At 44.4% G+C, this 22,711-nt stretch carries 21 protein-coding genes; 6 read left to right on the forward strand and 15 right to left on the reverse strand.

Annotation, left to right across the window (positions count from 1 at the left end; translation table 11 throughout):
• Positions 1-293: 293 nt before the first annotated feature.
• A protein-coding gene (locus IJ369_RS05005; RefSeq protein ID WP_290716726.1) for an IS3 family transposase occupies positions 294-1,441 on the reverse strand; the annotation gives its coding sequence in 2 pieces (ribosomal slippage) (positions 294-1,189 and positions 1,189-1,441; 1,149 coding nt in all).
• A gap of 68 nt (positions 1,442-1,509) precedes the next feature.
• Here IJ369_RS05005 and IJ369_RS05010 point away from each other — a divergent pair.
• Entirely contained in the window at positions 1,510-2,100 is a 591-nt protein-coding gene (locus IJ369_RS05010) for a S8 family peptidase (RefSeq protein WP_290716847.1), read from the forward strand.
• A 37-nt stretch (positions 2,101-2,137) separates the two neighbouring features.
• Positions 2,138-2,365, forward strand: a complete 228-nt coding sequence (locus IJ369_RS05015) for a hypothetical protein (protein ID WP_290716729.1) — start codon at positions 2,138-2,140, stop codon at positions 2,363-2,365.
• A gap of 118 nt (positions 2,366-2,483) precedes the next feature.
• Here the strand turns inward: IJ369_RS05015 and IJ369_RS05020 are convergent, their stop codons facing one another.
• Positions 2,484-4,547 (reverse strand): alkyl/aryl-sulfatase, encoded by a 2,064-nt coding sequence (locus tag IJ369_RS05020; RefSeq protein ID WP_290716732.1) that lies wholly within the window; start codon positions 4,545-4,547, stop codon positions 2,484-2,486.
• Between the two features lie 229 nt (positions 4,548-4,776).
• On the opposite strand from IJ369_RS05020, the gene IJ369_RS05025 reads away from it, so the two are divergent.
• The gene (locus IJ369_RS05025; RefSeq protein WP_290716734.1) at positions 4,777-6,696 is read left to right on the forward strand and encodes a recombinase family protein; all 1,920 of its coding nucleotides are present in this window, start codon (positions 4,777-4,779) and stop codon (positions 6,694-6,696) included.
• A 45-nt stretch (positions 6,697-6,741) separates the two neighbouring features.
• On the opposite strand, the gene IJ369_RS05030 is transcribed toward IJ369_RS05025, so the two are convergent.
• The 10 genes from IJ369_RS05030 to IJ369_RS05075 all read right to left on the reverse strand — a co-directional run bounded on the left by IJ369_RS05030 (position 6,742) and on the right by IJ369_RS05075 (position 16,987).
• Positions 6,742-6,984, reverse strand: a complete 243-nt coding sequence (locus IJ369_RS05030; protein ID WP_290716736.1) for a restriction endonuclease subunit S — start codon at positions 6,982-6,984, stop codon at positions 6,742-6,744.
• Between the two features lie 174 nt (positions 6,985-7,158).
• Entirely contained in the window at positions 7,159-7,443 is a 285-nt protein-coding gene (locus tag IJ369_RS05035; protein ID WP_290716739.1) for a hypothetical protein, read from the reverse strand.
• 550 nt (positions 7,444-7,993) lie between these two features.
• Positions 7,994-9,649, reverse strand: coding sequence for a phosphoenolpyruvate--protein phosphotransferase (ptsP, locus tag IJ369_RS05040; RefSeq protein WP_290716742.1), 1,656 nt, complete (start codon positions 9,647-9,649; stop codon positions 7,994-7,996).
• A 93-nt stretch (positions 9,650-9,742) separates the two neighbouring features.
• On the reverse strand, positions 9,743-10,003 hold the full coding sequence (locus IJ369_RS05045; protein ID WP_290716744.1) for an HPr family phosphocarrier protein: 261 nt from the start codon (positions 10,001-10,003) through the stop codon (positions 9,743-9,745).
• A 31-nt stretch (positions 10,004-10,034) separates the two neighbouring features.
• Positions 10,035-12,161: a PTS transporter subunit IIABC gene (locus IJ369_RS05050; RefSeq protein WP_290716747.1), complete on the reverse strand. Its 2,127-nt coding sequence runs from the start codon at positions 12,159-12,161 to the stop codon at positions 10,035-10,037.
• A gap of 161 nt (positions 12,162-12,322) precedes the next feature.
• On the reverse strand, positions 12,323-13,174 hold the full coding sequence (gene licT, locus IJ369_RS05055; protein ID WP_290716749.1) for a BglG family transcription antiterminator LicT: 852 nt from the start codon (positions 13,172-13,174) through the stop codon (positions 12,323-12,325).
• A 342-nt stretch (positions 13,175-13,516) separates the two neighbouring features.
• The gene (locus IJ369_RS05060; protein ID WP_290716751.1) at positions 13,517-14,719 is read right to left on the reverse strand and encodes an acyltransferase family protein; all 1,203 of its coding nucleotides are present in this window, start codon (positions 14,717-14,719) and stop codon (positions 13,517-13,519) included.
• A 26-nt stretch (positions 14,720-14,745) separates the two neighbouring features.
• Positions 14,746-15,810, reverse strand: a complete 1,065-nt coding sequence (locus IJ369_RS05065) for a M20/M25/M40 family metallo-hydrolase (protein ID WP_290716753.1) — start codon at positions 15,808-15,810, stop codon at positions 14,746-14,748.
• Between the two features lie 12 nt (positions 15,811-15,822).
• Positions 15,823-16,623 carry a nitrilase-related carbon-nitrogen hydrolase gene (locus IJ369_RS05070; protein ID WP_290716754.1) on the reverse strand — a complete coding sequence of 267 codons (801 nt, stop codon included), beginning with the start codon at positions 16,621-16,623 and terminating at the stop codon, positions 15,823-15,825.
• A gap of 28 nt (positions 16,624-16,651) precedes the next feature.
• A complete protein-coding gene (locus tag IJ369_RS05075; protein WP_290716756.1) occupies positions 16,652-16,987 on the reverse strand; it encodes an arsenate reductase family protein in 336 nt (111 codons plus the stop codon).
• Between the two features lie 130 nt (positions 16,988-17,117).
• Between IJ369_RS05075 and IJ369_RS05080 the strand changes: the two genes are divergently transcribed.
• From IJ369_RS05080 to IJ369_RS05090, 3 genes are read left to right on the forward strand one after another with little or no spacing between them, the layout of a single operon-like run.
• Positions 17,118-17,873 (forward strand): exodeoxyribonuclease III, encoded by a 756-nt coding sequence (locus IJ369_RS05080; protein WP_290716758.1) that lies wholly within the window; start codon positions 17,118-17,120, stop codon positions 17,871-17,873.
• Between the two features lie 12 nt (positions 17,874-17,885).
• Positions 17,886-18,353, forward strand: a complete 468-nt coding sequence (locus IJ369_RS05085; RefSeq protein WP_290716760.1) for a VOC family protein — start codon at positions 17,886-17,888, stop codon at positions 18,351-18,353.
• Between the two features lie 11 nt (positions 18,354-18,364).
• Positions 18,365-19,381, forward strand: coding sequence for a transglutaminase domain-containing protein (locus IJ369_RS05090; RefSeq protein ID WP_290716762.1), 1,017 nt, complete (start codon positions 18,365-18,367; stop codon positions 19,379-19,381).
• 355 nt (positions 19,382-19,736) lie between these two features.
• Here IJ369_RS05090 and htpG read toward each other — a convergent pair whose 3' ends face one another.
• The 3 genes from htpG to IJ369_RS05100 form a co-directional block, all read right to left on the reverse strand.
• Positions 19,737-21,764 carry a molecular chaperone HtpG gene (gene htpG / locus IJ369_RS05095; RefSeq protein ID WP_290716764.1) on the reverse strand — a complete coding sequence of 676 codons (2,028 nt, stop codon included), beginning with the start codon at positions 21,762-21,764 and terminating at the stop codon, positions 19,737-19,739.
• Between the two features lie 199 nt (positions 21,765-21,963).
• Positions 21,964-22,128: a DUF7662 domain-containing protein gene (locus IJ369_RS10950; RefSeq protein ID WP_442859669.1), complete on the reverse strand. Its 165-nt coding sequence runs from the start codon at positions 22,126-22,128 to the stop codon at positions 21,964-21,966.
• Positions 22,125-22,688, reverse strand: a complete 564-nt coding sequence (locus tag IJ369_RS05100) for a tRNA (mnm(5)s(2)U34)-methyltransferase (RefSeq protein ID WP_290716766.1) — start codon at positions 22,686-22,688, stop codon at positions 22,125-22,127. The genes IJ369_RS10950 and IJ369_RS05100 overlap by 4 nt, the downstream gene beginning before the upstream one ends.
• Positions 22,689-22,711 lie beyond the last annotated feature (23 nt).

The following is a 22,711-nucleotide window of genomic DNA, read 5'->3' on the forward strand; positions in this document are numbered from 1 at the left end:
ATGATAGATTTGCCATCGTTCAATGGCTGTCATCATTATAAAGGAGGGGGCATAGTTAACTATAGTTTATCGAAGTCCGTTCGCCCCGCAACGCGTCCGTTTTGCTTCGCAAAACTGTCTGTTGGAGTCCGCAGAATGCAAATTATATGTATTACCATAGAAACAAAAAAATTAATTCTAAATTTTATTGTAAATTTATCATCTCGTATTTTTATTAATTCAGAGCAATAATTGAACTATAGTCAAGAAAAAGGACACGGTTTTTAATGATTTTTTACTGGAACCAGAAAATATCAGGCCTGATTCCAGTAAAGATCTTCCATCTCATTTGGAGTTAAATATCCCAGTGAACCATGTGGACGCCTGGTGTTATAGAAACCCTCGATGTACTCGAAGACAGATTGATGGAGTTCAGTATAGGTTCTGAAGTTGTGACGGTTGGTTTCTTCTTTTTTCAGATATTTGAAGAAGGACTCGCATACAGCATTGTCAAAAGGATAGCCTTTCTTAGAAAACGATTGCACAACATTAAGAGAATCTAATAACCTTCTGAATGCAAAGGCGGTATATTGAGATCCTCTGTCTGAATGGAACATAAGGCCATATGGAGCTTTTCTTGCGGAATAAGCTTTTTTGAAAGTAGTGATCACTAAATCGACATCTGGCTTGTTTGAAATATGCCAGGAAATTACCTTTCTGGAGAATAAATCTATAATTACGCAAAGATAATACCACTTATCACCGGCTTTGATATAAGTGAAGTCACTGACCCAGACAAGATTCGGAGCATTCTGAATGAATTCCTGATTTAAGTGGTTTGGACAAGCGCCGTTTTCATTTGAAGTGTTGTGTCGTTGTCTGGGTTTGTCTGTTGACATTGAGGGAAGCTGCATATTTTTCATCAGTCGGTACACTCGTCCGACACTGATGTGAATGCCATAATCACGTCTGAGGATATATGTAATCTTATAGGCGCCGAAACGTTTGTTATAATCAGCATAAATGTGCAGAATCATAGACTTGATGTATTGATTTTCGCTGGTGCGGGGAGCTGGCTCTGAATGGTAGTGTTTGTAGTAAGTGCTTCTATTTACACCAAGGATTCTGCAGAGAGTCTTGATATTATGTTGAAATCTAAGTTGATGAACGGCTTTTAGTCTTTCTGAGAGTGTGGCGTGAAGATGGCAATCGCTTTTTTTAGGATCAGATTTTCTTCTTCTAGCTGTGCATTGCGGCGCTGAAGTTCTTTGATCTGTTTGGCGGTAAGAATTTCGCCGTCTTCTGTTTCAACAGTTGAATACTGCTTAATCCAACGGGTAAGAGCAGTTTGAGAAATACCGTATTCTTTGACAATAGAAGACTGGGTTTTGCCATTTTGATAAAGTGAAACGAGGGATTTTTTGAAATCTTCATCGTATCGATTTCTGTGTTGATTGGACATATGGATACCTCCTTTTTGTGTATGATTTATTGTAACAACTATTTATAAAATGTGTCCACTTTTTTAATATAGATCCAGGTTATGACGACTGGGCGGCAGAGGCGATTTATGCCGCCGTGGATGAATATGATTGTGATATCATCAATATGAGTTTTGGCGAGGGGATACCCTCTACAGTTTTTATGGAAGCAGTGGAGTATGCTTATGAAAAGGGTGTCATCATGGTGGCCGCTGTTGGGAATTATGGTTCCAAGACTGAACTCTTTCCTGCGGCCTTTGACGAAGTGATCGGCGTAGGGGCCGTTGGAGCAGAGAAAGAATGGTGTGATTTTTCCCAGTATAATGAATCTGTTTTTATTACTGCTCCCGGTGATTTGATGGTAACGGCTGAAAAAACAGCATCTGATGCATATGAAACAGACCGAGAAGGAACATCATTTTCTTCTCCCTGTGTTGCAGCGATTGCTGCGTTAGCCCTTCAGGTGGATAATACATTGACACCAACCGAGTTCAGGGATCTGCTGAAGGAAACGGCAGAGGATCTAGGGGATGCAGGATATGATATTTATTATGGCCATGGTTTGGCGGATATAGAGGCTCTGCTGAAGGCTTTGGAGGTGTCTTTGGGATCCTGTTACAGCCAAAGAGAAGGCCTCTGAGACGGATGTATCCGGCTTCATAGAAGGGTTTCAGCCTATGGAAGGAAAAAGATTGATCATCGCAGGATATCAGACGGATGGGAGAATGCTTGCAGTAGCGATTCCTGAAATTTATCAGGCAGATAAAATCGGGGTTCTGGACATCAGAGAAACTCTGGAAGAAGATTTCAGCGCTTTTTCCGAAGTCAGATTGTTTTGGCTGACGCTGGCCGCAGATTTCCCTGTGCCGGAGAAACTTTTTGAAGAAATTATTATGGAACAGTAAATAAATTCTTTGAGTGAAAGTAAGAGGTTAACAACAGAATGCCTTGAAATATGAAAGGAGAATGGCGTATCATGCCATTCTCCTTTTTTACTTACTTCATTCAACAGGTGGTTATGATTTATGGTTCTATTATGTTAAATGCGGAAAAACTTCCTGTGGACAATTCTGTCAGATTGGAAACAAACAGGTTTAATTTTTCTGCGTCACCCTTAATTTGAGCAGATTTCTGGAATGCTGCCATGTTTCCCTGCATGAAATAAAGCAGCGCATTCTTTTTCGTAGTGATTTCGATATCAGCATCATGGATAGATGTGTTTTCATATACCAGAACAACGCCATTTTTGATTTGTAACAAATATTGTTCTTTTGTATCTACAAGATTAAAACCAATCGTAAAATTCTGATCAGCCATGTTCTGTTTGTTCAATATAATACTGATATAATCGAAGAGCATGGAAGCAGTCATTTCTTTCTGTACATCTCCGTTGGAAACAGCCTGTACAGCGAGTGCTGCAGAATTTCCGTTTCTCAATTCCAAAGCTGCAGTCAGGTAAGCATTACGCCAAGGCCCGGATTCAGACTGGTAACCAAGCTGTTCCAATGCATCAGCACACAAAAGGCGTGCAGCTTTATTTTCCGGATCAGCAAAAATAATCGTATTGGTAATTTCTGCTACCCATTGGTAATTACCGGCATCATAATCGGCTTTTGCCATACGCAGTACTGCATCAGTATCTCCTAAATATTCTACCCATTTTTGTGCACTTTCGGAAGGGGTCAGTGGATTCAGATTTACAGGGTTGGCATCATACCATCCCATATACTTCTGGTAAACTGCCTTGGAATTGTGGGCGACGGTACCATAATACTGTCGAGTATACCAGGTTTTAGCCAATTCCTTTGGAAGTTCGATCATGTTGGAAATTTCGTCAGATGTATAACCTTGATTGATATAAGTAAGGGTCTGATCGTTGATAAATTTATACACAGCCGCAGTGTTGACCAGATACTCATTTACCACAGCATTTCCCCAATGAGGCCAGTTGTGTGACTGGAAAGCAATCTCAGCCTGTTTACCATAGCGAGAAATGGTTTCTGTAATGTATTTCGCCCAAGCAGCGCCATCACGAACCTGTGCGCCGCGTAAGGTATAAAGGTTATGCAGGGTTCCGGTACAGTTTTCAGCCATCCAAAGAGCTTTGAACTGAGGGAACCAGGTATTCATTTCTGCAGGAGCCTCTGTTCCCGGAGTTAGTTGAAATTCCATTTCAATACCATCGATCACAAAGGTTTGTCCAGTCTGAGAAATCTCATAAGTTGGTGCAATGAAAGAAATAGTACCTGTAGATTGACCCATACCGATACCCATAGCAACTTTCCCGTTCAATCCGGGTTCCAACAAAACGCCGTATTGGTAATTTGCACGACGGCTCATAGCTTTTCCGGCATAAACATTTTCAGAAACAGCGTGTTCCATAAATCCTTCCGGTACGATGACAGGAACTTTTCCGCTTGCAAGCTGCTGTTCAATAGACAGTTTTTCGTCAGCAACATTTTCTTCAGATAAAATACCTTTGATACCACCATAGTGGTCTACATGGGTATGAGAAATAATAACAGCTTTTACAGGACGCTGTCCCAGATTTTTTTCTACCAACTGCATGGCCGCTTGGGTACATTCTACGCTCATCAGCGGATCAAATACGATCCAGCCTGTTTCACCTTCGATCAGTGTCAGGTTCGCCATATCGTAACCACGTACCTGATAGATCTTATCTGTTACCTTAAATAAACCATAGGCATGATTATTACGGGTGTTTTCCCATAAGCTTGGGTTCACAGTATCAGGAGCGGATTTATAGTCTTCCAGAAAAGCATACGCTTTCTGGCTCCAGATAACATCTCCATTGGCATTTTTTAATTCTAATTCTTTGGGTGCATCGATCAGCCCGCGAGTAGCATTTTTATATTCACTGGTATCTTTAAAGTCCAAAATAGAATATAATGCGGAATTAGCTTCGATGGTATAACTGGACGCCGGTTTGCTTTCAGAGGTCAATTCTAGCTCATCAATCAGGTTTGATCCAGTTTCACCTCTGACTACTTGACCGTGTCCCATAACAGGTAATATTAAGCCTGTAATAAGAAGGGGTGCTATTATTTTACGAACAGCTTTTTTCATGTTATTCCTCCTTGCAGAGTATCTTAAGATATCACTTGATTTGATAATGGATTATCCTGTTATCATATTATCATAAGAAAAAATAGCATTCAAGGAAATGACCGCGATAATGATCTGGATGGCTAAGTGAGAGTGGCTGATTTGGCAAATTCGTTCGGTTGCGTCTATAGAGGAAGAGAGATATAATATAGTTGTATGCAAAACCAGATCTCCAAAGGAGGTCTAGGAAATGGATATTTTTAAAGTAAGAGAAGAAATGAGATATCGGTCGATTCGTGATATTCCTCTGAGGGTGACTTATTATGCCCGTGTCAGCAGTGAAAGAGATGAACAGTTGAATTCCCTGAACAACCAGCAGTTGTACTATGAGGAATATATCAAATCCAATCCACGCTGGGAATTTGTTGCCGGATATGTGGACGAAGGGATTACAGGTATCACAACAAAGAAAAGAGAAAATTTCCACCGAATGATTGAAGATGCCGTAGCAGGTAAATTCGATTATATCGTGACGAAGGAGATTTCTCGTTTTGCAAGAAATACATTGGATAGTATTGGTTATACCAGAAAGTTGCTTGCAAATGGCGTTGCAGTTTTCTTCCAGAATGACAACATCAATACCCTGGATGAAGACAGTGAGTTCCGATTGACCATCATGGCTGGTGTAGCCCAGGACGAAGTCAGAAAGCTATCCAGCCGTGTCAAGTTCGGGCATAAACAGGCAATCAAAAACGGTGTTGTGTTGGGAAATTCTCATTTTTATGGCTACGATAAAGAAAAAGGAAAATTGGTCATCAATGAAAACGAAGCTGAGATGATCCGCTATATTTTCGAAACCTATGCTACAGGGGATTCTTCTACAAACAGGATCGAAGAAGAGCTCTATAAGATGGGCTATCGCAGCTATAAAGGCGGTAAAATCAACAGCAATGTGATCAAAAACATTATCCGCAATCCGAAATATAAGGGATATTATTGCGGCAATAAAGTAAAAATCATCGATATGTTTACCAAAAAGCAGCACTTTTTACCGGAAGATGAGTGGGTCATGTATAAGGACGAGGAGGGCGAAGTTGTTCCTGCAATCGTAAGCGAAGAATTGTGGGAAGCAGCCAACAGAGTCTATCGTGTGCGGAGTGACATGGTCAAAGGCAGAAAAAGTTCCTGTAAGAAGGAAAAACTGTTTACAGGGAAAATTATCTGTGCAGAGCATGGGGTGCCTTACTGGCTGAAAGCAAAAACAGACCGTTCTGGCAATGCAAATGGTACATGGCTTTGCAGCCACAGGATCAAAAATGGCATGACATCCTGTGATTCGATCCCTTTGAAGGATAACGAATTGTCGGAGATTCTCTCGGATGTTCTGAAAGAGATCACAGATGATTTTGATATAGTGGCAGAACGATATATCCAGCTCTATGAAGATGCTGCAGAAGCGGCAGACCATAGTGAAGAGATTGAAAAGTTGGAACAGGAACTGGAACAGATCAATCGTAAGAAAGACAAGCTTCTGGAATATAGCCTGGCTGGTCAGATCAAAGACAGGGAATATCTTCGCCGAAATGCATTATTGAATGAAGATGCAGATAAGATTGAAGACAGGATCGCAGAATTGAAAAGTCAGCAGACAAATACAGGATTGCAGCTGGAAGAGGTTTACCGCTTAAAAAAAGAGTTGAAGAATTATGATTGCATTGCCCCGGAAGACTTTACACAGGGCATCATCAATCTTCTGATTGATAAGATTTATGTAGAACCCATCGGTTCTTCGGAAGATTGCAGAATGCGTCTGAAAATCGTGCTGAACACCGGTGAACTACGCAGAAAAGTGTATGAAAGGGAAAAAATGGCGGAAAATCAAGGTCTGCGTTCGGGCCAACTGTTTTTGAACAAATATGGGGAACGTATTACCACCCGTGGTATCTCTGGGCAGCTGAAAAAACTGGCGGTGAAGTACGGAATCAATCCTGCGGTCGTGTATCCGCACTCGTTCCGTCACAGGTTTGCTAAGAGCTTCCTTGATCGTTGTAATGATATAGCGTTCTTGGCTGATCTCATGGGGCATGAAAGCATCGAAACCACCCGTATTTACCTCAGAAAATCAGCCACCGAGCAACAAGAAATCGTTGATACAATCGTAGATTGGTAAAGAAAAGGCATACACTTCGGATTGTTGAAGTGTATGCCTTGTGCTTTATAAATTACTGTAAATAGCGAAAGCAGTCTTTAGTTTTTCGACAATACGAATTTGTTCTGCCAATGGAGGTATTGCAATCAGAGTGTTTGAAATGTCTCGCATTACCCAGTTTTTATTGCCTACACCACGGGTATTTTCTTCTGCCTGTCGTTGCACTAAAGGTGAATTTATCAGATGCATCAAATATTCATTGTACAGCAATTCTTGATTAAATTTCAGAAGCGCTACGCTTACAAACAAGCTATACTCATCCGTTGTAGTTTAACATCAGGGTTTTTAACATCAAATAATAAACCAATATTTTTCTATAACAGAATCAGAAAAACGTACACTGAGAGTGTGTTAAGCTTGGAAATCTCAGCTTTTGCGTCATCAAAATTAACATGTGTATAAGTGTTCAATGTTACGCCAATGTCAGAATGACCCATTAATGTTCTTTGCTGTACTCTGTTCTTTATTACAATATGCCGCGTGAATGTCGTTATAAAATAGTTCAACTCCGGTAAATACTTGATATTGAGATATGGCACCAATACCCGTATTGCTTGTAATGTGGAATATTTTACACGATGTTTCTGTATCGCGTTGATGAGCTACATTCCCATACAAATGGATTCCGCGAAAAGAAGATTTATCATCATCAAAACTGCGTTCGCTCAGAATTTGAGATAAAAGCGTAACTGCGTTTTTATCACTCATACAATCACCTCCTTAAGGTGGTTAGTCAAAGTTAACAGATATTACTATACCATTTTTATGCGTCTAAATCCAGAACATTTTGTTACTTTTCAAAAGAGAGAGTCGATAATCCTTGACTAATGGTAAGGAGAATGTAAATGCCATCATGGTAGATGGGTGATATTTTGTCTGTTAAACCTTTACCACCTTCGGTTAACCGCGGTGATATCTATTTTGCGGATTTATGCGATATTGAACCAACTGGCTTTGTGATTGAAAAGAGAATAACTGAATCCGATTTGCCGAGCACAACAGCTAGTATTCCTTTCTGAAATCGAACAGTACATAGTTTCACATTCTAAAACAAAAAATCCCACAGTCCACTCTCTGAAAAGAAGAGAGAAGACTGTGGGATTTTCAATGCCGCACGCATGGAATGATTTTGGTTAATCACAAAGGGAATTCTCAGCTCATATTAAATCGCAGCAGCCTGCTGAAGACGTTCATCGCCATAGCTGTTCAGCTCTTAGCATACAACCAGAACCTGTGATTTCAGTTTTTCCAGCTTAACTCAGCACTCCAGCATTTCCAGTGTACAGATCTTAGCGATGCTCTGACGAATGGCGGCACGAACAGGCAGAACAGCAGCGGGAGAAACGGACAGTTCATCGATGCCCATAGCCAGGAAGGTAGGCAGCATACTGATGTCTGCGCCTAGCTCGCCGCAGATACCGATCCAGATACCGGCCTTATGAGCTGCATCGGCAGCCATCTTGATGGCACGCAGCAGAGCGGGATGATGGGGATCGTAGAACTTGCCCAGATTATTTGCCTGACGGTCACAGGCCAGAGTGTACTGAGTTAGGTCGTTGGTTCCGATGGAGAAGAAATCCACCAATTTCGCCAGCTCTTCTGCAACAAAAATGGAAGCGGGAGTTTCAATCATGATACCCAGTTCGGTATCCTTATCATAGGGAATGCCCTCTGCCTCCAGCTCATTCATGACGCTCTGGCAGGCACGTTTGCATTCCTTGACCTCCCAAACAGAGGTAATCATGGGGAACATAATGGCAATCTTACCATATACGGATGCCCGGTACAGCGCCCGGAGCTGGGTACGGAATATTTCGGGGCGATTCAGACAGATACGGATCGCACGAACACCCAGCGCAGGATTTTCTTCCTTCTTCATATCGAAGTAGTCCACCTGCTTGTCAGCGCCGATGTCAAGTGTGCGGATAACCACCCGCTTGCCATTCATGGCGGAAGCAACGGAGCGGTAGGCTTCAAACTGTTCGTCTTCACTGGGATAATCGGAAGCGCTCAGATACAGGAATTCAGACCGGAACAGACCGATGCCCTGTCCATCATTGGCCTGGACAGCAGCAACATCCTCAGGAGAGCCAATGTTACAGTATAACAGCAGTTTCTTGCCGTCCAGAGTCACATCTTCCTTGCCTTTCATGGTTTCCAGAAGACGCTTGGTTTCCTGCTGCTTTTCGAACTTTTCTTTCAGAGCAGCCAGAGTCAATGCATCGGGATCGATGATCAGCTGACCAGTTTCGCCATCGATGTAACTGGCGCGGCCATGGTAGTTTTCTTGCAGAGCTTCCCCTGCACCGCAGATAGCGGGGATGCCCATAGTACGGGCCAGGATAGCGGTGTGGGAGTTGCCGGAACCGCCCTGTGTCACAAAGCCCAGAATCTTGGATTTGTCCAGCTGTAAGGTCTCGGAAGGAGCCAGATCGTCAGCAGCCAGAATGACAGGAACATCAGAGTTGATACCGCCGTCCACAACGCCCAGCAAGTTATTCAGGATGCGCTTGGTAACATCCTTGATGTCAGCAGCACGGGCCTGCATATAGGAATCGTCCATTGCTGCAAACATGGCGGAGAATTGTTCTCCGGCTTGTTCAACGGCATATTCTGCGTTGCAGGATTCTTCCTCGATGAGAGAGGTTATGTATTCGACAAAATCCTCATCCTCCACAAACATAGCGTGAGTCTCAAAGAGGGTCGCCATTTCCTCGCCGGCATCTTCCTGACACTTCTCTACCAGGATGTTCAGCTGTTCGATAGAAGCTGCCTGAGCAACAGCGAGGCGAACTTTTTCGGCTTCGATATCAGTAACAGTCTTCTGGGTAACCGTCGTATCAGGACGCTGGAAGAAATAGAGCGGGCCTTTTGCAATGCCCTTGGATACGCCTTTACCTTGAATTGTGATCATATTTCAGTGTCCTTTCTATATTGAAAGAGATGGGGAAGCGCCGAATGGTATGGTAGGAGGCCGGCGCTTCCCTGTAATCAGGAACAATCGATCTTACAGATTATTGTTTAAAAAATCGGAAATTGCCTTGATAGCAGCATCTTCGTTGGTACCTTCTGCGGCAACAGTGACAACGTCGCCTTGCTTGACGCCCAGGCTCATGAGTTTCATCAGCTGGGTAGCCTTAACGGTGGTACCACCCTTGGTAATGGTAACTACGGTGTCAGCAAAAGCCTTTGCTTCCTTAACCAGCATACCGGCGGGACGGGCATGAATGCCCAGAGGATCTCTTACGGTAAATTCAAACTGTTTCATAATGATTTCTCCTTTTTATTTATTCTTCTTTTTATTTAACATTTAACAGGTCGGTGCCGTTCTGGATGGTACCGGAAGTCAAAACACGAATGGATGCATAATCATCGGTATTGCAGATGATCATGGGAGTGGTCAGAGGGTATCCTTCAGCCTTGATGGATTCCATGTCGAAGGAAACCAACAGATCGCCTTTTTTGACCTTCTGTTCGGGAGCAACGTGAGCCTCAAAATACTTGCCGCCCAGTTTGACAGTATCGATGCCGATGTGCATCAGCAGTTCTACACCGTCGTCGGTGGTCATGCCCACAGCGTGTTTGGTATCGAAAACAGTCTCGATTACACCATCAGCAGGAGCATACAGTTTGCCTTCCTTGGGCTCGATGGCAACGCCGTCGCCCATCGCACCAGATGCAAATGCTTCGTCATCCACCTCACACAAAGCCAGAACAGTACCGTTCATGTGGGCAGCCAGGACAGCGGCCTTGGCTTCCTTGGCAGGTGCAGCAGGGGCTTCAACAACGGGAGCTGCAGCTGCAACTGCATCCATGTTATCGGACTCAGGGGACTCCATGAAGTCAACCAGATTGGATTTGATAACAGCGACCTGGGGGCCATAGATAACCTGAATACCGTTACCCTTATGAATAACACCGGATGCGCCGGATGCCTTCAGAGTCTTATCATCCACCTTACCCTCGTCCACAACAGTGATACGCAGGCGGGTAGCACAGCAGTCCACATCGGAGATGTTCTTCTTGCCGCCCAGACCTTGCAGGATCATAGGGGAAACAGGATCGGAAACGCCAGCGTTTGCACCATCGGGGCCGATACCAGTCTTAGCCTTGTAGTCGGAACGGGTGAACAGCTTGGGATCTACATCGTCGGATTCTCGGCCGGGAGTTGCCAGATCCATCTTTGTAATCATAATACGGAAGGTAAAATAATACAGGAAGAAGTAGACAACACCAACAATGACAACCCAGATCCAGTTTGTTCTGGCGTTACCCTGCAGGATACCGAACAGTGTCAGGTCGATCAGACCGCCGGAGAAGGTCATGCCGACACCGACATTGAAAATGTGCATCAGCATGTAGGAAAGACCAGCATAAACGCAGTGGACAACATACATCAGAGGTGCAACAAACAGGAAGGTGAATTCCAGAGGCTCAGTGATACCGGTGAGCATGGAAGTCAGAGCTGCAGACAGCAGCAGACCGCCCACAACCTTCTTCTTTTCGGGGCGAGCAGTGTGGTACATAGCCAGTGCAGCACCCACCAGACCGAAGATCATAAAGGGGAACTTACCGGACATGAAGCGGGTAGCAGAAACAGAGAAAACAGTAGTAGACTTAGAAGCCAGCTCTGCAAAGAAGATATTCTGTGCGCCCTGAACGACAACTTCATCGACGATAGCAGTGCCGCCCATAGCCGTCTGCCAGAAGGGCATGTAAAACACATGGTGCAGGCCGAAGGGAATCAGGGCACGTTCAGTGATGCCGTAGATCCAGGTGCCGATGTAACCGGAGTTAATTACCAGATTGCCCAGCATTGCGATGCCCTGCTGTACAATAGGCCATACGTAGAACATTGCGATACCAACCACCAGATAGACTGCCGTACAAACAATGGGAACGAAACGGGTACCGCCGAAGAAGCTCAGAACGGTGGGCAGTTCAATCTTATAAAATTTGTTATGCAGAGCAGCAACGCCCAGACCAACGATGATACCGCCGAACACACCCATCTGCAGGGTAGTGATGCCCAGCATAGAAGTAGTAGAGTTGGCAGCCATAGCTTCCACGCCGCCGTTGGCATTGATCATGGCACTGATAGCAGTGTTCATGACCAGATATGCGATGGCACCGGACAAAGCAGCGACTTCCTTTTCCTTCTTTGCCATGCCGATGGCAACGCCCATGGCAAACAGCAGAGCAAGGTTATTGAAAACTGCACTGCCGCACTGGTTCATGATGTCCAGAATGGTGTACAGAATACTGCCGGGGTAAATGATGGCGGTCAGCCCATAGGCCTCCAGCATGGTTGCGTTGGTGAAGGAGCTGCCAATACCCAGCAGCAAACCTGCTGCGGGCAGCAGTGCGATAGGCAGCATAAAGGAGCGGCCTACACGCTGCAAAATACCGAAAATCTTGTCTTTCATTGTAATCCTCCTGAGTTCATAATAGTATTTATTTGAAATATATATAAAAAAACCCATACCAAGGGCGTAATATGCATCTTACGTCCTTGGTATGGGTTTAGCTCACATCATTTTTGTGTGATAACTATCCCATCGCCCTGTACTTTACAGGGGAGGATATTTTATTGCTTAGACCCCAGATTGATCCGCTTTAAGTGGATCGTCAGATAGGTCAGTTCTTCATCAGAGAGATTCTTCTGATATGCATTCTTGATGTAGTCTGCAATGCACTGGGCACATTTATAGTGTTCCTTACAGTTCTTCATGATCAATTGATGGAACAACTCATCCTGCTCTTCCTGGGCATCCTCCGTGATCTTGCCCTGGAACAGCCGCTGGGCAAAGTAACGCAGATGTACCACGAAACGGTTAAAGTCCAGCGATTCCCGGTCAAACTGCTTCTGGTAGAAGTATTCCACAACAGAGATCGTATCCTCAATGAGTTTGGTGATCTCATACATCTCGCTCATGTTGGTGTTCAGCTCTGCATTAACAATATGAAGTGCAATAAAGGCGGCTTCATCTTCATGGAGGGTAACATCCATCTGCTCACGAATGATCCTCAGGCAATACTGTCCCAGATGGTATTCTGTAGGATAGTAACACATAATGGAGCCCTTCAAGGGATTGCTGAACTCCACTCCCTGTGCCTTGCGCAGAATGGCAAAGCTGATGTGGTCAGCCAGGGTAATCAACAGGGATTCGTTCAGCTTCTGAGGAATCTGAGACGTTATATGCTCAATCAGGCTTTCCGTTAAGGTTAGGTGTTCGATTGGGATTTTCTCCACCAGCTCCTGCAGCTTCCGCTGGCCGGTCTTCTCCTCCATACGGTAGGTATGTTCTATTAGGGATGTGTCAATAATCTCGCCCCGATGACGCTGAAAACCGATGCCTCGTCCGGTGACGATCAGTTCATTTCCCTTTTCATCCACAGCGCAGAGAATGTTATTGTTGATGATTTTCTTGATTCGCATTTTCGCGCTCACCCCAATTTTGCGTAAAAAAAATAACCAGCTCCATCCAATACCCCAACCTTGAGATACTAAATAAAGTTGGTCAAGCCCGCACTACCGGTTACATTCCAACATTTTTCTGCAGAAATTGTAACATGGAATACTGTTCCTGTCAACTGGATAAAAATAGATTATGAACATTTTGTGACTTTGTATAATTTTGTAGATATTTTTTTAGCTATTTATCCTACCCACGGGATAATTCTATTGCGGAGCAGTGTTTCGCTAATATTTATAAGAAATGTATGAAAATCCCCAACTGCCGAAGCGGTTGGGGATTTCATGTCTTTCAAATGAATTGTTTTAATTTTGGTATTCCCTTTTATAAAATCGTTTTCCATTGACTGCGCTTAATTTTGCGATGATCTGTGACCAGAAATCAGCTTTGAAGAAGATCGTCAGCAGGAGAGACATGAGCAATACCTCTGCAACAGCGATATATTCATTCCGGCTCAGGATGCTGTAAAAGCCGCCGTAAATCAGGAAGTCTTTAAAAAGACGGTGGAACACATAAATTCCAAGAGTATTTTTCCCTGCTTTAGCGAGGAAGGTGCTCTTTTTTGGGCAAAGAGCAAAAAGACCAAACAGAATGAGCATGGTGACTGCCATCCAGAGAATGCAGGTCAAAGGTGCGATGCTGTAGTAAAAATCAGATAACTTGAGCAGCTTTTCATAGGGGGAGACCCCGTAGAAGAATACCCCCAGCCATTTCTGCACAGCACGCCCGTTGGGAATGATGAGGAGGGCGGAAAGGATAAACACAGCGGAAAGGATTTTCTTGCCGCTGGTATGATTCACGATTTGGTCAAATCGCTCTTTCGTCATGTAAAAGCCAAACAGGAAGAACGGCATGAAGTTGATCGTACGGGACAAACTTAAAAATTTGTCGACGTTTTCCTGATAACCTATCACAGCGGCAAAAATGATCGCTGTTGTTAAGACGTACTTTGGCTTCATATGCCTGGTCAGGTAAAGGACGATGTGCCACCATACAAGAGCAAGCAGATACCATGGCGCGGCGCCTACGGTAAAGACATTTACCTTTAGCAGAGAAATGCCGATAACGAGCAGGATAAATACGGGCTGAAACTTTGGAAAACGGCTGTATATCATAGATAAAAGCCAGATGCCGAAACAAATTAGCGCCACGATCAGAATCAGTTCCATGGTATGGCTGTTGCCTTCGAAATAGGGCCGTTTGAAAATAAAGTGCACCAGATCGATGGCATCTTTGAATAAAAGGTAAAGCCAGGCATAGGAGAGCAGTTTTTCGCCTTTGTATTGCTTTTTCGGAAATCCTTTCGCCAGATAGCCCGACATGAAAATGAAACCGGGCATATGGAAAAAGTAGATAAAGGCTCTCACGCCGATGGCGAGGGTGGAATTTGCTTCCTGCAGAGTGCTGATCAGATGACCGCAGACGACCAGAAAGATGAGCACGCCTTTGATGTTGTCAATATGATGATCTCTTGTATGGGAAACGACCGCAGTCGGTTTTTGTTCCATAGTGATTCTCCTATTTCAAAGATGCATCAGGACTGCATCAGTTTCAAAAAAACCTGCATGGAGGGTTCCAGCAGTGCATCGGGATATTCATAATGTTCTGTATGGAGGGGAGGGTGGGCTTCTCCTGCGCCGATGCCGAAAAAGGCACCCTTACAATGGTTCAGATAATGGCCAAAGTCTTCGCTCCAACGCATGGGAACGGAAAGCAGTTCGCCATTGCAAAGTTCCAAAACTTTTTCAGCACATGCGGGAGTGTTTTCAGTGGCGGGGAAAACGTCCTGTACTTCATGAGAGAAGGTAAGATGATATTCTTCCGCCAACTGTTCGGAAAGAGCCAGAATACTTTCATGCAGAGAGGCTAAATCACAGTCATGTTCCGCTCTTAATGTTAGCCACACTTCTGCATTTTCCGCAGATGCTCCGAAGGCTTTTTCGCCCATTTCCATGCCAATAACAGTGCAAAGCGTCATACCTGTATATTTTTCGGGCGCAGATAAAACGGGAATCTCGCAAAGCAATCGGCCAACAGCAGTAGCGGGGGAGATGCCATTTTCGGGATATGCCGCATGGGCGGGCTTTCCTTTCAAATGAAGTGTGACACCGCGGGACGCACAGGCGAAGGTATCGGGGCGTGTAGTCACCAGACCCAGAGGAACACCGGGCAGATTGTGCGCGCCGTAAATTTCGTCGATTGTTTCTTTCCGGAACAATTCACAGCAGGGCTCTGCGCCGGCTCCTGTTTCTTCTGCGGGCTGGAAGAGGAAAAAGATGTTTCTGTCAAATTTTTTCCCTTCTGCCATCAGTGCTGCGCCGCAAAGGGCGGCAGCATGACCATCGTGGCCGCAAAGATGGCTGGCAGAACCGTCAGGCATAGCCAGGGCGTCATAATCGGCACGAAGGGCGATAGTTGGCTTCGTTGCATTTTCTTCTCTGTGGGCGGCGTAGAAGCCATCACCGCAGGGGCAGAGTTCCAGCGTTGTATTCTTCTTCAGATAGTCCATCAGAAGGGCTTTCGTTTTTTCTTCCTTGCCGGAGATCTCCGCGCAGTTATGCAATTCTGTTCTGAGTTGCGTTATTTTTTCGAGTATCATAAAAACACCTTCTTATTCTGCATGGTGTTTTTTCCAAAGAGAGTGGTACAGTTCGGGTTTTCTGTCGGCCTTCAGAGGGAAGCTCTGACGGTATGCATCTACTTCACCGGGGTTGATGTCCACGATGGTCAGGCCGTTGCCGCCTTCCACGTGAGCCAGCACATCACCTGTGGGGGAGACTGCCATACTGTCGCCGATATAGGACAGGCCGCCGCCTTCGCCGCTGCGGTTCACGCCGATGATGAAGCATTGATTTTCGATGGCACGGGCTTTCAGCAGAGTCATCCAGTGTTCACGGCGAGGTGTGGGCCAGTTGGCGATGACTGTGATGATCTTGCTCTTTTCAGATGCTACCTGAAAGGGTTCGGGGAAGCGCAGGTCATAGCAGATAAAGGGAGAAAGAGGAACGCCCTTTACTTCGCAGAACTGCAGTTCACTGCAGCCAATGTAATGTTCGGATTCTGCACCGAAGGAGAAGGGGTGGATCTTGCCGTAATCCGCCAGCTGTTCGCCGTTTTCATCGAAAATAACGCAGTGATTTGTGGAAACACCGTCTTCATGGACGGGCAGACCAAAGCAAACTGCTACGCCGTTTTTCTTTGCTTCTTCTTTGAAAAATGCGATAGATTTGCTGTCTTTTCTGTTTTCTCCGTAAATTTCGGGCTGCATGGTAAAGCCTGTCAGTGTCATTTCGGGGAAGACCACCAAATCTACGCCTTTTTCTTTGGCTTCGGCCATCAGCTGACTGCACAGAGCCATTGTTTTTTCCTTTTCTTCAAAACCCATATCGATTTGTCCGAGTGCGATTCTCATAATTTTTCCTCCTGACTTTTCTTTTGTCTTATTCCCAGTTTTTCCAGATATCGGGGCAGTAGCCCAGTGTGAATTCCTTTCCGTTGCGTACGATGGGGGTAGCGAACAGTTCGGGGTTTTCAAAGAGGGTTGGCTCCCGTTTGGTTTCGTCGATATAATCCATGTACAGTTTGGTGTAAGCCTTGGCCTTGCGGTCGATCATATCCTCTACAGGGATGCACTTTTTCGCCGCTTCGAACACAGCCTTTGCCATGCCAAACTGATGCAGGTCGATATATTGATATTTTACTTTCCGTTCCTTGAAATAACGCTCCGCCTTTTTGGTGTCGAAGCATTTTTTGGAACCATAGATCTGGATATTCATAAACAAAACATCCTTTCTGTAGATTTCTTTTCTAATACTTCATTTTATAATATTTTCTGCTATGGGGCAAGACAAAGGCGACATGTTCTGTTATACTTATGTTACTTTCAACAAGAGGAGGTAATGAAAAATGAGAATGATTTCCTGGAATGTTAACGGTTTAAGAGCCGCTGTGGGCAAAGGCTTTCTGGATTACTTCAAAGAAGCCGATGCAGATATATTTTCTCTGCAGGAAACAAAACTGCAGGCAGGACAAATTGACTTGGAAACAGAAGGATACCACCAGTATTGGAACTATGCGGAAAAGAAAGGCTATTCCGGCGTGGCGGTGTTTACGAAGAAAGAACCTATTTCTGTGACATATGGCATCGGCGTGGAAGAACATGACCATGAAGGCCGTGTCATTACTTTGGAATTTGAAGATTTCTACCATGTGACCGTATATACACCTAATTCTCAGCAGGAAAATGCCCGTTTGGCGTACCGTATGGATTGGGAAGATGCATTCCGTGCATACGTAAAAGGATTGGATGAAAAGAAACCCGTCATCATCTGCGGCGACCTGAATGTTGCCCATAATGAAATCGATCTGAAAAATCCTAAAACAAACCGTAGAAGTGCTGGCTTTACAGATGAAGAACGCGGCAAATTCACGGAACTGCTGGAAGCGGGATTTGTGGATAGTTTCCGTCATTTTTATCCCGATGTGGAAGGTATTTACTCCTGGTGGAGTTACCGTTTCAAAGCAAGAGAAAAGAATGCCGGATGGAGAATCGACTATTATGTGACTTCCGAAAGCCTGCGGGAAAAACTGGTAGATGCAAAAATTCATACACAGGTGATGGGTTCTGACCATTGCCCTGTGGAACTGGAAATCGAACTGTAAGAAGGTGAACCTATGAAATTTAAAAATCCTTTGCTGGTCGTTTCTGATATGGAAAAATCCAAGAATTTTTATAAAGATGTCCTTGGTCTGCGTGTCATCTTGGATTTTGGTGCCAATGTGACGCTGACAGGCGGCCTTTGTCTGCAGACAAAGGAAACATGGATGCAGTTTATTGACGCAAAGGAAGACGAAATCTCTTTTGGTGGAAATAACGCTGAGATTTATTTTGAAGAGGATAACTTTGATGCTTTCGCAGATAAACTGAAAACGGTGGATGGTATTGCATACGTCCATCCTGTCATTGAGCACCGCTGGGGACAAAGGGTGGTTCGCTTTTATGACCCCGACAGACATATCATCGAAGTGGGCGAAAATATGAAAATCGTCTGCAAGCGTTTTCTTGACAGCGGTATGACCGATGAAGAAGTGGCAGAAAGAATGGACGTGCCTCTGAAATTTGTAAATGCCTGTAAGAAATAAAGGAATTAACTATGGAACAGTATTATTACAATACCCTGACAAAACCACAACAGAATAGTTATAATGCCATCAAGGCAGGGCTGCAGTCTTTGGCGCCGTCTTTTCCTGTTCCTTTGCTGGAAAACAGGGAACTTTCCGATGTGTTTATGAAGGTGCGTCTGGATCATCCCCAGCTGTTTTATGCAGGAACCTTCAAATATCGATATTATCCCGACAGCGGCAATGCGGAAATGGTTCCTGAGTATCTTTTCGAAAAGGGAAAGATCAAAGACCATCAGAAGGCGCTGCAGGCGAGGGTGGAAAAGCTGGCGCGACCCATGATGAAGGCAACGGATATGGAAAAACTTTTGTATATCCATGATTTCATCTGCCAGAATGTTCATTACGATAAGTTGAAAAAGCAGTATTCCCATGAGATCATCGGCCCTCTTGGGCATGGCGTGGGGGTCTGCGAGGGGATTGCGAAGTCCGTGAAGATTTTGTGTGATACGCTGAATATCTGGTGTGTCATCGCCCTTTCTGAAGCAAACCCTGAGAATGGCACGAAATACCGCCATGCATGGAATATTGTGAAGGTGGATAAAAAGTATTATCACATCGATTGTACCTTTGATAATTCCCTTGGCAATCCCGAAGAGATTCGCTACGATTATTTCCTCCTGCCTGATAAGCAGATTTTCCGCGATCACGAAAGACTGGTCTGGAAAATGCCTGTCTGCGAGGATGGGGACAGATTCTATTACAAGGAAAAGAAATTGTCTTTTACAAAGATGGAGGATGTGCGGAAACGATCTCAACAGGCGGTGAAAAAGGGGAAAACACTGCTGTTTCACTGGCGGGGCGGCTACATGACCAGAGAAATCGTGCAGGAATTTCTTCAAATCTTCAAAGAAGAAGCAGCGAAGAAGGACAAGCATGCAAAAGTATTCCTGAACTGGGCCCAGGCCGTAGTGAAGGTGCAGTTCATCGAACAGGTACCTGTGGAAGAACTGACCATGGAAGAAGCCAATGAAGGGGAAAAGGATTAAAAGATAAATTGGGATTTGCGGAGGTGCAAGATGAATGAAAAAATATGAATATGTAAATGTTAGCATCAACAAATTTATTGGTGCAAAATCAGAAGAACATCGACAGATTATTGATTAATATGCTGCAAAGGGATATCGATATGTTGGATTTGTACCTACGAACATCAGCGACTACGGAAAAATCAAAGAGATGGATTTGATTTTTGAAATCGACCAGTAAATTCCAATTTTTCATCGATTTTATAAAAATTCAGAGACAACAGAACGAAAATAAAAGACCGTAGATGGATTTTCCATCAACGGTCTTTTTCATATTAAGAAGAAGGATAGTTACCTTGCGGTATCAATTTTATGTTTATGCTTCCAGTTCAGCCAGTCTTTCCAGCAGCAGATTGCTTCTGTCGATGAAGGCTGTTATTTCATCGGAATTCAGGGGGCGATGGCTCATCAGTGCCAGGTCATAGAGCTGGTGGCACAGCAGAGAGGCATCCTCTTTCTTTTCTTCCTTGCCTGCCATGGAAAGCAGTGCTTTTACCAGCTTGTTGTTTTTATTCAGCACCAGAGTTTCGTCGGGCTTCATATTTGCAAACATTGCCTGGAATTCGGCGTTATTTGCGTATGCTTCCATCATTTCCATCATACGTCTGGATTCTTCGGAAAGGAGCATCATGGCGGAAACTTTTTCTGCTTTTAGTGCTTCCAGTTTTACGTTCAGTTTTTCGTTGGAAACAGCGGCGCGGAACATGTCCTGCATCTGGTTCTTTTCGAATTCTGCAGCCTGTTTCTTCGCTTCGGAAACTTCTTCGTCTTTCTTTTCCTGCAGGGATTCGATGTCTGCATCTACACGCTGTACCTTCAGCTTGATATCCTGATTTTTGTATTCCAGGAAGGAAACGAAGGGTTTATCCACAGGCGTATTCATGATGGCTGCTTCCAGACCCTGTTCCTTGAACAGACGGATATACTGTGCCTGCTGGTTTTCGTCTGTAGCAAAGTAGATCACATTTTCATGTTTTTCCTTGTTCTTTTCCAGATATTCAGGGATGGTTTCGTAAACACCGTCTGTTGTTTTCAGCAGCAGTGTGTCTTTTACTTTGTCGTACAGTTTTTCTTCACGCATACAGCCGTATTTGATGAAGATATTGATATCATCCCAGAAACCTTCGAAAGCAGGACGGTCGTTTTTGAACATCTGGTTCAGCTTGTCCGCTACTTTCTTTGTGATGTAGGCGTTCATTTTTTCCACGTAGCCGTCATTCTGCAGGGCACTTCTGGAAACGTTCAGGGGCATATCGGGGCAATCCAGTACACCTTTCAGCAGCAGCAGGAATTCAGGAACCACTTCTTTTACGTTGTCTGCAATATAAACCTGATTGCAGTACAGTTTCACTTCGCCATCCATCATATCCATCTGTTCCACCAGCTTGGGGAAGAAGAGGATACCTTTCAGACGGAAGGGGTAGTCCATGTTCAGATGAATCCAGAACAGGGGATCATTGATATCGCCAAATACTTTATGATAGAAGGCTTTGTAGTCTTCGTCTGTACATTCGCTGGGTTTTCTCTGCCACAGGGGATTTGTGTCGTTTAGGGGCTTTGGTTCTTCTGCTTCCGCCTCTTCTGCGGCTTCCTTCTGCTCCTGCAGCATATCCATAGCCGTTTCCTTTGTCAGGTTTGCAGCATCCTCGGGGGAAATATGCAGTGTGTTTTCTGCTTTTTTCGCAGCGGCTTTCTCTTCTTCTGTTTCTTCTTTTACAACATCTACATAGATGGGCACGGGCATGAAGGCACAGTATTTTGTCATAGCAGCGTAAAGGGGTGCTTCGTTCAGGAATTCTTCGCCGTCTGCGCCGATGAACAGTGTGATGGTCGTACCTCTTGTTTCTCTGGTGCCTGTTTCCATTTCGTAATCAATACCGCCTTCACAGCGCCATTTTGCGGCCTCTGCGCCTGCCTGATAGGAGAGGGAATCGATCTCTACGCTATCTGCGACCATGAAAGCAGAATAGAAGCCCAGACCGAAGTGGCCGATGATCTCATTTTCGCCTTCGCCTTTTTCCTGGAATTTGGACAGGAAATCTGTTGCGCCGGAGAATGCGATCTGGTTGATGTATTTTCTGATCTCATCTGCAGTCATACCAATACCGTTATCGATGATCTGCAGTGTTTTATTGTCCTGATCCAGAACAACGTGAATTTCAAATTTTTCATCTGTGGGGATGTCTGCTTCACCCATCATATTCAGCTTCTGCAGCTTTGTCACTGCATCGCAGGCGTTGGATACCAGTTCACGGATAAAGATATCCTTATCTGTATAGAGCCATTTCTTGATGATAGGCATAAAATTTTCACTATTGATGGAAAGATTGCCTTTTTCCTGCATATTGATTACCTCCTGAAAGATTTTTTTGTAAATGGAAAGCGGCGAAATCGCCGCTGAAATTGTCTCACATATAACATTGTATCACTCAAAAATGAAAAGTCAAGAAAAAATTAGCACTCATTCAGAATGAGTGCTAATAATGCATTTTATATCCAGTTTTTCTGCTTGAATAGAATTGTTTTTTCTTTTAAATTTACCTTTACAATTTTATATCCTGCCTCCATCCGGCTGTAGGCTTTCGTACTGCGGTGCAGTTTGCCCAGAATTCCCGATATTGATAGGCGGATGAATCAAGGGGAAAGCCTATAATATCCCGGATTTGGGAAAGGGTCAGGTTGATTTCTTTTTTTTCCTGTGCTTTTATATTTCCTTGTAAATATAAACCGGAATCGGCGGGTCACCGATACGGTTATGGAATGTATTGACAATGACCGTATATTTTCTGTTGTCGATTGTTGCAAGGTATTCCAGCAATGCATCTCTCTCTTCATAGCCGCTTTCGCCGCCGTAGTAAATGCATAAAGACATGATACCGCCCGGTTTTAAAAGCCGCAATCCAGCCTCTATGGCGGGAATACTGGTGTCGGGATGGGTGAAGATTTTGTGATTGCCGCCAGGCAGCCAGCCGAAATTAAACATAATACAATCAACGGTTTCAGGTGCGGCATATTGTTCCATGTTTGAATGGCTGTCAAGAATCACGGATGCAATCTGATGATATCCGTGCTCGGATATCAAAGCTTGCGTCTGTGCAATTGCTTCGGGCTGGATGTCGAAGGCAAGCACTTTGCCGTTTTCTTTCACAAGACTACATAGAAATACTGTGTCTCTGCCTTTGCCGGCGGTTGCGTCGATGCAAAGATCGCCCGGTTTCACGTGTTCAGAAACAAATTTATGTGCAAGAAAAAGAGTATTGAGTCCCATTCTGCGTTCCTCCTTATTGTTGT

The sequence above is a fragment of the Anaerotignum sp. genome (assembly GCF_017483025.1).
Taxonomy (GTDB): Bacteria; Bacillota; Clostridia; order Lachnospirales; family Anaerotignaceae; genus Anaerotignum_A.

What these genes read in the sequence shown, in the direction of transcription:
- IJ369_RS05015 (WP_290716729.1), top strand. Translation starts at nt 2,138, where the DNA reads ATGGAAGGAAAAAGATTGATCATCGCAGGATATCAGACGGATGGGAGA.
- IJ369_RS05020 (WP_290716732.1), bottom strand. Translation starts at nt 4,547, where the DNA reads ATGAAAAAAGCTGTTCGTAAAATAATAGCACCCCTTCTTATTACAGGC.
- IJ369_RS05025 (WP_290716734.1), top strand. Translation starts at nt 4,777, where the DNA reads ATGGATATTTTTAAAGTAAGAGAAGAAATGAGATATCGGTCGATTCGT.
- IJ369_RS05035 (WP_290716739.1), bottom strand. Translation starts at nt 7,443, where the DNA reads ATGAGTGATAAAAACGCAGTTACGCTTTTATCTCAAATTCTGAGCGAA.
- ptsP (WP_290716742.1), bottom strand. Translation starts at nt 9,649, where the DNA reads ATGATCACAATTCAAGGTAAAGGCGTATCCAAGGGCATTGCAAAAGGC.
- IJ369_RS05045 (WP_290716744.1), bottom strand. Translation starts at nt 10,003, where the DNA reads ATGAAACAGTTTGAATTTACCGTAAGAGATCCTCTGGGCATTCATGCC.
- IJ369_RS05050 (WP_290716747.1), bottom strand. Translation starts at nt 12,161, where the DNA reads ATGAAAGACAAGATTTTCGGTATTTTGCAGCGTGTAGGCCGCTCCTTT.
- licT (WP_290716749.1), bottom strand. Translation starts at nt 13,174, where the DNA reads ATGCGAATCAAGAAAATCATCAACAATAACATTCTCTGCGCTGTGGAT.
- IJ369_RS05060 (WP_290716751.1), bottom strand. Translation starts at nt 14,719, where the DNA reads ATGGAACAAAAACCGACTGCGGTCGTTTCCCATACAAGAGATCATCAT.
- IJ369_RS05065 (WP_290716753.1), bottom strand. Translation starts at nt 15,810, where the DNA reads ATGATACTCGAAAAAATAACGCAACTCAGAACAGAATTGCATAACTGC.
- IJ369_RS05070 (WP_290716754.1), bottom strand. Translation starts at nt 16,623, where the DNA reads ATGAGAATCGCACTCGGACAAATCGATATGGGTTTTGAAGAAAAGGAA.
- IJ369_RS05075 (WP_290716756.1), bottom strand. Translation starts at nt 16,987, where the DNA reads ATGAATATCCAGATCTATGGTTCCAAAAAATGCTTCGACACCAAAAAG.
- IJ369_RS05080 (WP_290716758.1), top strand. Translation starts at nt 17,118, where the DNA reads ATGAGAATGATTTCCTGGAATGTTAACGGTTTAAGAGCCGCTGTGGGC.
- IJ369_RS05085 (WP_290716760.1), top strand. Translation starts at nt 17,886, where the DNA reads ATGAAATTTAAAAATCCTTTGCTGGTCGTTTCTGATATGGAAAAATCC.
- IJ369_RS05090 (WP_290716762.1), top strand. Translation starts at nt 18,365, where the DNA reads ATGGAACAGTATTATTACAATACCCTGACAAAACCACAACAGAATAGT.
- htpG (WP_290716764.1), bottom strand. Translation starts at nt 21,764, where the DNA reads ATGCAGGAAAAAGGCAATCTTTCCATCAATAGTGAAAATTTTATGCCT.
- IJ369_RS05100 (WP_290716766.1), bottom strand. Translation starts at nt 22,688, where the DNA reads ATGGGACTCAATACTCTTTTTCTTGCACATAAATTTGTTTCTGAACAC.